At 52.3% G+C, this 12265-nt stretch carries 14 protein-coding genes; all 14 read right to left on the bottom strand.

Annotated features, from left to right (window positions below):
• Window positions 1-20: 20 nt before the first annotated feature.
• The gene (locus ACTCIA_RS05720; RefSeq protein ID WP_463000839.1) at window positions 21-236 is read right to left on the bottom strand and encodes a hypothetical protein; all 216 of its coding nucleotides are present in this window, start codon (window positions 234-236) and stop codon (window positions 21-23) included.
• Window positions 233-1717, bottom strand: coding sequence for a restriction endonuclease subunit S (locus ACTCIA_RS05715; RefSeq protein WP_463000838.1), 1485 nt, complete (start codon window positions 1715-1717; stop codon window positions 233-235). The genes ACTCIA_RS05720 and ACTCIA_RS05715 overlap by 4 nt, the downstream gene beginning before the upstream one ends.
• A gap of 2 nt (window positions 1718-1719) precedes the next feature.
• Window positions 1720-3126: a type I restriction-modification system subunit M gene (locus ACTCIA_RS05710; RefSeq protein ID WP_463000837.1), complete on the bottom strand. Its 1407-nt coding sequence runs from the start codon at window positions 3124-3126 to the stop codon at window positions 1720-1722.
• A gap of 34 nt (window positions 3127-3160) precedes the next feature.
• A complete protein-coding gene (locus ACTCIA_RS05705) occupies window positions 3161-5842 on the bottom strand; it encodes a type I restriction endonuclease subunit R (protein WP_463000836.1) in 2682 nt (893 codons plus the stop codon).
• A 261-nt stretch (window positions 5843-6103) separates the two neighbouring features.
• Window positions 6104-6757, bottom strand: a complete 654-nt coding sequence (locus tag ACTCIA_RS05700) for a class I SAM-dependent methyltransferase (protein ID WP_463000835.1) — start codon at window positions 6755-6757, stop codon at window positions 6104-6106.
• A gap of 12 nt (window positions 6758-6769) precedes the next feature.
• Entirely contained in the window at window positions 6770-7597 is an 828-nt protein-coding gene (locus ACTCIA_RS05695) for a nitroreductase family protein (RefSeq protein ID WP_463000834.1), read from the bottom strand.
• 33 nt (window positions 7598-7630) lie between these two features.
• Entirely contained in the window at window positions 7631-8032 is a 402-nt protein-coding gene (locus ACTCIA_RS05690; protein ID WP_463000833.1) for an SIR2 family NAD-dependent protein deacylase, read from the bottom strand.
• A gap of 51 nt (window positions 8033-8083) precedes the next feature.
• On the bottom strand, window positions 8084-8341 hold the full coding sequence (locus tag ACTCIA_RS05685; protein ID WP_463000832.1) for a BrnA antitoxin family protein: 258 nt from the start codon (window positions 8339-8341) through the stop codon (window positions 8084-8086).
• Entirely contained in the window at window positions 8325-8597 is a 273-nt protein-coding gene (locus ACTCIA_RS05680) for a BrnT family toxin (protein ID WP_463000831.1), read from the bottom strand. The genes ACTCIA_RS05685 and ACTCIA_RS05680 overlap by 17 nt, the downstream gene beginning before the upstream one ends.
• A gap of 84 nt (window positions 8598-8681) precedes the next feature.
• Window positions 8682-8846 (bottom strand): hypothetical protein, encoded by a 165-nt coding sequence (locus ACTCIA_RS05675; RefSeq protein ID WP_463000880.1) that lies wholly within the window; start codon window positions 8844-8846, stop codon window positions 8682-8684.
• 153 nt (window positions 8847-8999) lie between these two features.
• Window positions 9000-10061 (bottom strand): radical SAM protein, encoded by a 1062-nt coding sequence (locus ACTCIA_RS05670; RefSeq protein ID WP_463000830.1) that lies wholly within the window; start codon window positions 10059-10061, stop codon window positions 9000-9002.
• Between the two features lie 75 nt (window positions 10062-10136).
• Window positions 10137-10349 carry a type II toxin-antitoxin system HicB family antitoxin gene (locus tag ACTCIA_RS05665; RefSeq protein ID WP_463000829.1) on the bottom strand — a complete coding sequence of 71 codons (213 nt, stop codon included), beginning with the start codon at window positions 10347-10349 and terminating at the stop codon, window positions 10137-10139.
• A 2-nt stretch (window positions 10350-10351) separates the two neighbouring features.
• The gene (locus ACTCIA_RS05660; RefSeq protein ID WP_463000828.1) at window positions 10352-10636 is read right to left on the bottom strand and encodes a type II toxin-antitoxin system HicA family toxin; all 285 of its coding nucleotides are present in this window, start codon (window positions 10634-10636) and stop codon (window positions 10352-10354) included.
• Between the two features lie 997 nt (window positions 10637-11633).
• Window positions 11634-12098 (bottom strand): hypothetical protein, encoded by a 465-nt coding sequence (locus ACTCIA_RS05655; protein WP_463000827.1) that lies wholly within the window; start codon window positions 12096-12098, stop codon window positions 11634-11636.
• Window positions 12099-12265: the final 167 nt, after the last annotated feature.

The raw sequence follows: 12265 nt of genomic DNA, 5'->3' as shown, positions 1-12265 counted from the left end.
TGTGATGGCAAATTTTCCGGTTACGTTTTTTGTCTCGCCTGTTCTTTTCTAAACTCGATTAGATCCTCGGGTGCCGGCGGGTCAATGGGGTAATGCACGGACTCGTAATTGTCCACCAGCACGGCAAGTCTTTTCAGTTCATCGGCTTCCGGAGATCCCGGGGCGGCATTCATCAAAGCGGCGATACGTTCGAGGGCCTTCTCGTAATCGGATTCTGTCTTGATCGAGTCTTTCATGCCCGCGCCTTTTTCTTTTGGTTCTGGTTTTTTGAATTTCGTCCTGATTTGTTTTCAGGGGATTGCCGATCTTTTTCGTTTTTAATCTGTCTCAGGAGTTCGGCGGCCGGCTCGTCATTCGGGTTCTGGGGGACCAGTTCACCGCGAAAGGCCTTGGCAAGGATGGACTGGGTGAGGTGGTCGATGTGCGTTTTGGCCTTGTGGTAGCGGTGTTCGATATGGTCGGCGAGTTGAAAAAGTTTTTCAATACGCCTTATGATTTCTTTCTGTTCTTCAATCGGCGGGATTGCCAAGGGGTACTTTGCAAGGGATTGGCCGGTCAGGTGTTTTATTGTCGTGCCTGTGAATAACGATGACAACCGCCAGTTTTTTGAATCATTTTTCAGGTTGTATACCAGCCATGAAGGCAAAAAGGAGCCATCGGATCTGACTCGATGTAAGGCCTTTTGGTAAATGATATCGGAATCTTCACGATTCCAAACCGCTGCTCTTCCCGGTTCGCCTCCTTCGCAGACCAAAACATCACCTTTTTTTAAACTTAACTTTCTTTTATCCTCTGCAGATGCCCGAATTTCAAGCAGGTCAGTCAGATCAACAGTGAACCACCGGACGTTTATGTTTCTTAAATATCTTGTTTTTTCTCCCTTGTTTTTGCTTTTATCAAGCATCTTGCCGAGGCGGCAGTCAGATATTTCAGATAAATATGCCCAACTCCAGGATGCAGGTAATTCTTCAAACCAGTTTCTCTGAAAATAAGAAGGTTTTTTCTGGCTTTTTTTGTTCGGAGTTGGATGGTGTGGTCCCGAGCTTGCTGATTTTGCATCTTTGTTTTTCTGTCTCCAGTCTTTGGTCAGTTTTCCGGTACACGCTGCCGAAATAATGGTTGTTCGAAAGTTTTCGAGGATGCCCGGAATTTTTTCAAGCCGCGCCTGGCATTGGTCCACTCTGGTCAGTAATTTTTCCAGTTTGGCGACTATGCGCGCCCTTTCTTTATCGGGCGGAATCACAACCTCCATCAGTTTTGCTCGGCCAGATGTAAGATGAACACCCGAAACAGCTTTTTGAATTTCTTTTACACCGTATTTAGATGAAAAGAAGTAAAAAAGCCATTTTGCCATGCTCTCATTATATAAACAACGAATGTTTAAAAGTTCCCCGGTGAAAAAAATACTTTCATATGTTGGCGGTAATTCACTTATTATAGAACATTTTTTACCGATGTTCTCTCCTGAATGAGCTGCGGAAGTAATAAGAATATCTTTTTTTTTCAATTTTTTCAAAGATCTCAATAGCTCTGCATCATCAACGACAAATCCTTCTTTATCATTATTGAAGTCTATTTGTCCTTCCTTAAGATCTCGAAATTTTATTACTTTATTTTTGCCTTTTGACTTGTATTGGTTTTTCCGAGGAGTTTTGCCTAGGAATACAACTGCAATTTCATCAATTGTGCATTTGGCCCAATGACTTGGTTTGTACAAAATTATTCACCATTATTTTCAACGGATTGCAAGATTCTCCTTAAATCATCCACCACCGCCTCCAGCTCCGTAATCGCCTCCGAAACCAGCACCTCCGGCTCAGGCAGGTCATTGGCGTCCTCCAGGGATTCGTCCCGGAGCCAGGTGATGTCCAGCTTGTATTCGCGTTCCTTGATGTCGCTGATGTGGAAGCGCCGGAAACGGCCCTCCGGGCCGAGGTCGGTGCGCTGGCTTCTGCCGTCCGGGTCCGGGCCGTAGCATTGCTCGAATTCGGCAAAATGCTCTGCGGTCAGGGGTCTTTCTTTTTTCGTGATGCCGGGCACGTTGGAGCGGGCGTCGAATATCCAGGTATTTTCCGTAGGCAGTCCTTTCTGGAAAAAGACCACGTTGGCCTTGACTCCCGGGCTGTAGGGGGTGAAGGTCCCCCGGGGCAGCCGCAGGATGGTATGCACGTTGCAGTCCTGCATCAGGATTTCAAACACCTCGCCGGCCTTGCCTTCGAACAGGCAGTTGTCCGGCAGCACAATGGCGCAGCGGCCGCCGGGCTTGAGAATATTCATGCAGTGCTGGACAAAGTTGAGCTGCTTGTTGCTGGTGGCAATGGTGAAATCATCACGGTCAGGGACCTGGTTGGCGCCCTTTGTGCCGAACGGGGGATTGGTAAGCACGCAGTCGTAGCGCTCGCCCCGGTTCGGCTCGTAAATGGTGTCCCCGTAATAAACGGTGGCTTGGATGCCGTGGAGAAACAGGTTCATCAGGGCCAGGCGCCTGGGCCGGGGAACGAATTCCTGGCCGTAATAGGTCTTTTTCCGGATGCGCTCCACTTCGCTGATCCGAAGCGCACCTTTGGTCTTTTCCATGAGCCACTCGTATGCGGAAACCAGAAAACCGCCGGTGCCGCAGGCCGGGTCGCAGACGGCGAAATTTTTGTGCCTCCGGGGATCCGGTTGCGTGACCCGAATGATGGACTTGATCAGCTCCCTGGGGGTGAAATACTGTCCGGCCCCTTTTTTCCCCTCACTGGCCGATCTTTCCAGCAGGCCCTCAAAGGCTGCGCCTTTGACGTCAACGTCCATGGCAGACCAGTTTTCCCGGTCGATCATGGCAATCAGCTGCTTGAGGTTCACGGGATTGTTGAACCGGGCCATTGCCTGGGTGAAAATATCGCCGAGCAAACCCGGCTGTTCCCGGAGATTGCGCAGAATTTCCGCGTAACGGTCCAGCAGATCCTGTCCGGATTCTTTTTTCAGGCTTTCCCAGTTATATTGCTCCGGGATGGCAATGCCCCGCTCATCTGCCATCTTGAGAAAAAGCAGGTAGGTGAGCTGTTCAATGTAGTCCCCGTAATCGATGCCGTCGTGGCGGAGCGTGTGGCAGAAGCCCCAGAGCTTGTTGACAATGTCTGACATTCGGTTTCCTTTGGATAAAGCAGGTGCCGCATGTTCATGCAGCCACTTCGTAGTTGAGTTCCTCGATCAGTCGTTCCAGATCCGTCTCAAACAATGCGCGGGCGCGGCTCAGTCCGCCTTTGCGCTCAAAAATCGGGGCATAGTCGAAATGATTCAGTTCGATGGCCAGGTTTGCGATCATGTGTTCCCGGATCAGGTTCAGCCATTGCTGCTGTTCCGGTGTAAAGCTTCTGCCGGCGGTCACCCGGGCCAGGGCCTGATCCACCCGCTCTTCAGCGGTGAGCAGCGGCTGCTGTTCGTCCGCGCTGTGTTTGACCATGGATATGATGTCTGCCAGGGCCTTGTTATACACCAGCTGGTGTGCCCGCCGAAGGGCTTCTTCATCAAAACGGTTTTGGTGTAATTTTTTGCGCAATTCATCCAGGGCGTCAGTGCGCCATTGCGCCGGCCGTTCCAGCAGGATGCGGATCGCTTCGATCTGTTCCGGATTTTCTGTCACAAACCGGGCGAATGCGTCAAGATAGTCCCCGGGTTTTTGATAATTTCCGCCGGCAAGAAATACGGTTTCAGAAGACACGGTATCTTCGGCTTCATAGGCAACCAGAAACGATCGTTTGGCTCTGGGATATTTGACCAGCAGATCCTGGAATTCAGTATTGCGAAGGGTCTTCATGGTTTCCGGGAATGCATTTTTCAGCCGTTCGGGCAGCGCATCCGCGAATCTGGCCATGTCGCCGTCCGGGATAAATGCGGCAAACTGTTCCCGGGCCTGCCCGCTCATGGTGCGTTCGATCCGGCGCAGTCTTCTCACCAGCACCCGGGTGTAATATGCCCGGTCCACGTTCTGGTAAATGTTTTCAATCACCCGGGATATGGGTATGGTTTCCTTTTGGGGCGGCTCGATCCGGAAATCCGTTGTGTTTTGAAAATATTGGATCAGCGTGCCGTCAAAGCAGTCGAAAATCACGAATTTTTCCTTGTGGATTTCCGGGCACCTGCGGGTTCCCCGGCCCAGCATCTGCACCCACAGGATGCGGGATTTGACCGGCCGCAGAAATACCAGAAACTCCAGGGGCGGGATGTCCACGCCGGTGGTCAGCATATCCACGGTGACCACGATCTTGGGGTCAGGACGGTTCCGGAATTCCCGGATTTTTTGAAGCGGCCGGTCCACGCTCGGGCTGCCGGTGATTTTTTTCACTGACTCGTCGCCCAGTTCGAATTCCTCTTTGCAGATCCGGACCAGTTGATCGCAGTGGGATGTGTGGGGCAGATCGTTTGCCGCAAAGATCAGGGTTTTGGGGAAATGACCTGTCTCCTTCTGATGCTGATACGCATGGGCGGCGATTTCCCGTATGATTTTCCGGTTGCTTTCCGGTGCGGTGACTTTCTGTTCAATTTCCCGGGTGGGAAATTCCCTTTCGTCTTCCAGTTCATCATAGGCTTCGTTTCCGGTTTCCGTGTCAACGATGCCTACAGATTCCCCGGGCTTTAAAAAAATTCCTTTCATTCGGATATCAGAGGCGATTTTGACAGCCTCGTAATCCACCAGATAGCCGTCCTGGATGGCCTGTTCTGTTGTGTACCGGTAAACCACTTCCCGGAACAAGGCAAGGGTATGGGCTGCCGGAGTGGCGGTGAGCCCGATTTTTACAGCATCGAAATATTCCATGGTTTTCCGGCGCACCGCGGTTTCCCGGGCGGTATAGCCCCTGTGGCATTCATCCGCGATAATGATGTCAAAAGCATGGATCGGAATATCCAGTGCTTCGGTTTCAGCTTCATAATCCGGGTCGCTTTCCGGTTGTGCAAATGCATTTTCCCAGCCGAACAGGTTAATGGTCATCCGCTGGATGGTGCAGACATACACAAAAGTATGGGCCGGTTTCGGTGCGGTCAGGTATTCGTTTGGCAGCACTTTGTTGTCAAAAGGCTGGTCTTCCTCCAGGTCCTCTCTTCGGAATCGCTGGCTGTACACCTCGTATTCATTGTTGAACTTGCTGCCTGACGGGGTGGTGAAAGCAGACAGTTCCCGCACTGCCTGGGCAGCCAATGCCCGCCGGTCCACCAGGAAGAGTATCCGCCGGGCGGCCTTGGTTTTAAGCAGCCGGTAGATCAGGGATACGGTGGTAAAGGTTTTGCCTGTGCCGGTGGCCATGGCCAGGAGCATGGCACGTTTTCGTGCGGCAATGGCATTTTCGATTGATTCCACGGCTTCCTGCTGGTAGGGGCGGAGTCCCTTGATTGCCGGGGCATCCTGTTGAAGATGCGCATAGCGCCCGGTTACATCCGCGTCAAAGAATTCCGCAAGCGCATCCGGCGTGTGAAACGCGCTGATTTTTCGGGCAAGGTTGTTGGGATGGCGGACATCCACAAACCAGATGGTTTCGCCGTTGGTGGCATAAAGAAACGGCACCTTGTACCCGTTCCAGGTGCCGACGCTGTTAAAGGCGCCTTTGGCATACCGCTTGGCCTGTTCCAGGACATTCTGGGGACCGACTTTTACTTTTTTGGCCTCAATAATGCCCAGAAGGTGGCCGTTTACAAAAAGTGCGTAATCTGCAGGTCCGTTTGCAGTGGAGTATTCTTCAACAGCGTGACAGGTAAGAGGTGTTGTGCCCGTTTCCCGGGAGGAAATAATGATCCAGGGCCGGCTCAGTGCCTGTAGCCGTTTGTTGATCCGGTCTCTTCGGGTTTGCCATTCCAGTTCATCCATCATTGATCATGGCATTGAAAGGTTGTGGGTTGAGCCATTGTGAGTCATTTATTTTTATTGCATATTGGTTGATTTCTGTAAAGTGTCCAATATCCGCGTTACGCGCGATTTCTCAGAATTTCATGTACGGCGAATTGCGCCGCATTCTTCGGCAAGCGCCAAGCCTTGATCTTGAACTTCTAACTTCGTTCAATGTTCAAGGTTCAAATACTTATACCAGCAACAGGTCCTTGAAACAAAAAGGGCAAGTGCCGGGATCGTTCAGAGCGCTTTGGTTTTATAAAACAATATCGTGTCGCTGTTGATAAATTCCACCTGCGCCCGGAAAAAATCCCCGAGCCAAATCAGGGTTTCAACGGAGAAAAAGCAGACATGGGTGGGGTCTCGTTTGTAGTGCCAGGTGTCAAAGGCGGCTTTGTCTTTGACCAGCTTGGTCATGATGCCGAAAATGCCGCCGGGCCGCAGGATCTGCCAGAGCCGGTTCAGGTCCTTTCCGGGCTGGCGGAGGTGTTCGAGCACTTCTGTGGCGGTGATAAAATCGTATGTTTTTTCAAGCACCCGGCAATCTGCGGCATAGAACTTGTCATAAACCGCTGTATCAAAGCCCTGCTCCCGGAGCATGGCTGCCAGCGCCGGGCCGGGCCCGCAGCCGAAATCCAGACCGGATGCCCCTGAAGGCAGTTTGTTGTACAAGGGTTCGGCCAGCCGGCTTAAAAATTTCCGGTAACCCGGATCATCCGGGTCATTGTTGTGCTCGTCATACCGGGCCTTTTCCCGGGCCGGTGATACATGTTGTTTTTCCGGCACAAACACCAGCCTGCACCGGCTGCAGATCCAATATGTCCGCAGCCGGTCGGCAGTGTAGGGTTCAACCGCTTTTTCCCCGCACAAAGGGCAGCCGGAAAAAGGAGGCATATCCCACCTCTTTTATTTGATTTGCCAGTTGATTTTCGGGGCATTTCGAAGCGGCAGGCGTTTGTAGGAAAACCGGGGATATCCGATCATCATGGCGGCATAACACTGATGGCCTTCGGGCAGGGTCAGGGCCTCTTTCATGGGCGGGAAATTGCCGGCCGCGGCCATGAAATAACCGGCCCAGCAGCCGCCCAGGCCCAGGGTGGGGGCGGCCAGTTCCAGGTAGGCCATGGCAATGGTGCAGGCCGCGGGCGCAGGCGGAAGACTTTTGTCCCCATGGGCCAGAACCAGCATGGGTGCGCCCCGGAAAATCACGTCCTTACCGCTTTCCCACCGGGCCACGGCCCGGTCCATGTGCACGGCCGCTGCCGCCTCTGGCATGTTTTCGATCATCCAGCGCATCCAGTCCACCACGACTTCGCCCAGGTTTGCGAGTTTGTCCCTGCCGCCGATCACGGTCCATTCCACGCACTGGGAATTGTGTCCGGTGGGGGCGAACCGGGCCATGTGGATCAGGCGGGAGACTGTATCGCCATCCACGGCCTTGTCCTTGTAGGTGCGGATGGAGCGCCGCATGCGGAAAAAATGTTCGCATTGCTCCGGGCTTGGCAGCATTTCGGGCCGGACCGGCGGGCATTTTTCCGCGGGCATGTCTTTGTGGGTCAGGCTCCCGGTGGGGCAGACCGCCACGCAGTGGCCGCACCGGATGCAGAGTTCGTCGGCATCTGCCACAGGCTCGGGATATTGTCCTTTGGAAAAGGAGATGATCTGGGCCGGGCACACTGCCGCGCAGATGCCGTCCTGGTTGCAGGTGTCTGTATTGACTTCAAACAGGTTCATAAATACTTCCTTTAATTGATGGTTTTGTTTTTTTTATAGGCACACGGCATAATGGGTGTTGCCGTGCAGTTCGATAACCTTGTCGTCCGGAACCCCGGCCTGCTGGTGCAGGCCGTCTATGTTCTGGGTGATCACGCAGGCGGCCTTGCCGCGCTGGACCAGTTTGGCCACGGCCAGGTGGCCGGAATTGGGCCGGGCCGGGTCCAGGACTTCGCCCAGGGCGAATCTGCGGCGCCAGGATTCAATGCGCATTTCTTCAGAAGAAACAAAATCCTGGAAATTGATGGGCCGGTTTTTGCTCCAGATGCCGCCCGGGCTTCTGAAATCCGGGATTCCGGACTCCGTGCTGATACCGGCTCCTGTAAACACAATGATCCGTTGGCTTTTCTCAAGCATCTGCCGCAGCACATCGGTTTGTTTTTTCCCGGCATCCATGATCTTCTCCGGTTATGCTTGCATGCCAATTTTTCAACAGGGAAAATCATCTCAATGATTGGCCGCGCGGTCCAGTTCTTCCCGTATGACCTGACGGATAACCGATTCATCCAGTGATTTGCTGCTCTTTCCGAGATACTGGCGCAGAGCTTCGTTGATCATGGTTTGATATCCGTATCCCGCCTTATCTGCCCGGGCCCGGAATTCGTCCACAATATCCGAATCCAGGCAGATAGTGATTCGGGATTTGCCTTTTTGTGCAATAACAGGGCCTTGTTTTCCATTTTGAAAATTATATTCCTTTTTCATATTGCTGCCTTTCCCCTGATGTTGCTTTTCTTGCGGAGATCAGGCGAATGGTTTCACCCCTGTATGTGTAAACCACCACCACAATTCGCCCGAAAGTGTCTGCACCAACGGTCACAAATCGTTTTTCGCCCAAACAATTTTGTTCCTCTATTGTCAGTGCGTATGGATCAAAAAATACGCCCTCAGCATCCGAAAAGCGAATTTTGTGCTTCTGGAAATTGATTTTCGCTTTTTGGGGATCCCAAGCAGTGTTCATGGCAATAATTATGCATATAATATATGTATATGTCAAGAGGGGATTTGCATGATTTGACCAGGGTTGTGGCCCAGTCAGCCGAAATTACCGCCGCATGGGTGCGGTGTGCAGATGGGCGCCGCCGTCGATGATCAGGGTTTCGCCCGTGGTCAGGTCCGCGCCGCTGATGAAAGAGCCAAGTGTTTGGGCAACGGTTTCCGGGGTGGCGGTGCGGTTTAAGGGGGCGGCGTCCTCAAACTGATTTTTCAGGGTTTCATAGGCCTTTTCCCCCAGCCCTTTTTTGCCAGTTCCATGGCAACAGCGGCCCCGATGCCCGATGATGACCCGGTGACAATGGCAGAAGCGTTTTTAAGTTCCATGAGATCTCCTTTGTTTTAAACCGGCAGGCTGTGACAATTCTTTTCACATCTGCAGAAAACCGGGCATGGGGTGGTCGGTGTTTAAGCCGTCCTTGATTTTTTCCAGGACTTCGGCTTTCTGTTCCGGGAACTTGTAGCCCTCGTAATCGTGGGAAAACATCAGCCCGCCCCGGGAGTTTCGCCAGTAATTGCCCGCATGGTCAAAGCAGACCTTTGAGGTGACCTCCAGGTTTTCCATGGTCAGTTCCAGTTCCCGGAGCTGTTCCGTGGCGGACAAAAGCTGCAGTGTGCCTTTCTGGTATTGATCATACATGGGCGTGCCCGGCAGGGGCCGAAACGGCCGGGACCGGATGTAATGGGGGTTGATGGCGGAAAGCACCCGGGCGGTGTTCACAGCGTGGTTTTCCCACAGCTCTTTTCCGCCCAGACCGGGCATCCAGTATTCAGACACCTGAAAACCCGCTTCCACGGCCTTTTGACCGCCTTTGATCAGGCCGTCGGCATCCACGCCCTTGTTGATTTTTTTCAGCAGTTCGTCATCGCCGGTCTCCAGGCCGATGTGGACCCGGTCCAGTCCGGCTTGCCGGATGGCCTTGAGCTCTTCGGGCTTTTTTTGCGACAGGGTCCGGGACCGGGCATAGGTGGTGACCCGCTCGATGGAGGGAAATTTTTTGCGCAAATACTGCAGGGCTTCCACCAAATCAGGGGTTTTCATGATCACCGTATTGGCATCCTGCAAAAATGCCGTGCGCCCGCCGGCCATAAGCCAGTTGATGAGCATGGCAAAACCCTGATGATAGTTGAACTCCGGGTATTTTTCAATGAGCTCCACAATGGCCTGCCGGTTGACCTGATCTCCAAGGCCCCGCCGCCGGGAGATTTCATAAAGCTCGTCGCGCACCCGGGCCATGGCGTCGATATCCGCCCTGATTTCTTCAACCGGCCGCACCTCGAACTTTTCCGTCTTGTACATGGCGCAAAACGCGCACCGGTTCCACGGGCAGTTGCGGGTAAAGCGCAGCAGCAGGGAGTTGCTGCCGCCTTCGCTCGGCGGCCGGTACACGCCGGTTTCAAACAACCGGCCAAAACTTTCTTGTTCTGCCATATTATTTATCCTTATATAAACGCATCTTTTCAGGAGAATACTTCAGATCTGCAATCGCCCACACGGGAAAATGTTTTAAGCATACATCAGCCGTCCTTTGGGCTGCGGGATGGGTCTGCCGAGTTGGGTGGCGGTTTCGATCCATTCATCGATAATCTGCTCCACGTTTTTGAGCGCTTCCTGGTAGGTATTGCCATCGGCCATGCAACCGGGCAGCTCCGGGACTTCGGCGATATAAGCGTTGTCCTCTGAGCTCCAGAATATAATGATTTCATATTTTTTTCCCATCATCATTCCCCAACATGCAAATTGTATTTCAGGATGATCCCTCTGACCTGTTTGACCTGATAAGGCTTGGCTTTAGCGCCTTTTGGCTGCAAATTGAGAATTTCCTCAATGTCTGCACGGGTAAAGATGTGATGATCGCCCTTAATGCGCTCATCAAATCCGAGTTTTTTAAGCAGTGTGCATAAGTTTTCAAAAGATACATTTGAATCTGATTTTCGTAGCAGAATATGCTGGTACACTTTTTCCAGTTTACCCATAGCAGCAGTTACTCGCAGCCAACGTTTCATTATTGAATAAAGCGAATTTATTCAAAAATATTTAAGATTTGCCTGTCTGTCAATTAAAAACCGGGGATTCCGGCCCCTTTCTGGAGAAGAAATTTCTTTTTTTCTCAAGATGTTGTAAATGTACAGGGGACTTCTTTGGAGGCGGCGCCGGAGTCGGGGTTGGTTTTTTTGCTCCTGAGATTTTTGCCTGTCCGGCAAAAATCGCAATGTCGCTTCAAAAACCGCCCCCTTCCCCGGGGCCGGCCTGGAACGGGGGAGGAGTGGCGGGCAGGGCGCAAAAGCAGGCAGCTCTTGCCGGCAGTGTTTGGGGGGCGGTAACCCCGGTTTGAAACTGATCACTAAACTGTTCTTGTTTTGTCATTTCTTTCATTCCTGTTTGATTGCCTGATGTTCTTTCCGCCTTCTTGCTCCTGACCACCGACCACTGATCACTGCCTTCCGTCCTCCGTCCTCTGTCCTCCGTCCTCCGTCCTCTGTCCTCCGTCCTCTGTCCTCCGTCCTCCGTCCTCTGTCCTCCGTCCTCTGTCCTCCGTCCTCCGTCCTCTGTCCTCTGTCCTCTGTCCTCTGTCCTCTGTCCTCTGTCCTCCGTCCTCTGTCCTCCGTCCTCTGTCCTCCGTCCTCCGTCCTCCGTCCTCTGTCCTCCGTCCTCTGTCCTCCGTCCTCTGTCCTCCGTCCTCTGTCCTCCGTCCTCTGTCCTCCGTCCTCCGTCCTCCGTCCTCTGTCCTCTGTCCTCTGTCCTCTGTCCTCTGTCCTCTGTCCTCTGTCCTCCGTCCTCCGTCCTCTGTCCTCCGTCCTCTGTCCTCCGTCCTCTGCTTTCCGGAAATTTGGGTCTTTGGGGAAAAATGCGGGCATGTTCGGGTTTCTGGGAAAGGGATGCGGGAAAAAACGGAACAAACGGGCGACAGAGGATTTGGAGCCCCGAAAAAATGCTTTGGTTTCAGGGCGGTTGGAATGGGCGAAAAAACTGTTATTTCAAATATTTGTTTTTGAACTATGTTCATAAACCAGCACATGGGCAGCATTTGGAAACATTTTTTTGTGTTTTGGGTTGACATTGCTGAAAAATTGCTTTAGTTGTGCTGGTAATCATTTCATTTGCGTGTCTTTTTTGTTGCAACCATCTTAACAAAAGGATTTGCAACCATTTCATATGAACCGCAAGCCCCGAAACCACAATTCCGTAAAATGTCAGCCCGGCGCATGCCTCCGTGCGCCGCAAGCCAAAAACGTCCAAATACTGTCGTACCATCACAGAACCACCGACAAATATCCGCACCAGCCGGAATTTCCTGCCAAAAGGCCCGGCGATTTCCCGCGCGGATGGTTTTAAAAATTGACAGGCAGCAAACCAGAGGCGCTGCGCGCCTTTTGCAGCAATAACCGGCAAGTCATTTGAAAGGAGGTGATAGGGCAGAAGTGTACAACAATCAAGCTGTAAAAAAACAGCTTCAGATTGTTGCAAGCAAGTACCTGTAAGCGGTTTTTTAAAACAAAACACTTTTAAGGGAGGACAACGGAAATGAAAAAATTATTAGTTGCGGTCTAAACCCTCCACCTCTGGTGGAGGACTTGAAAAAGGTTCTACCGTTACGGCGTGAAATAAAATAGGTTCTTCCTCCGGGGAAGTCC

It is taken from the genome of Desulfosalsimonas sp. (genome assembly GCF_055149105.1).
This window is presented reverse-complemented; position numbering and strand designations above follow the sequence as displayed.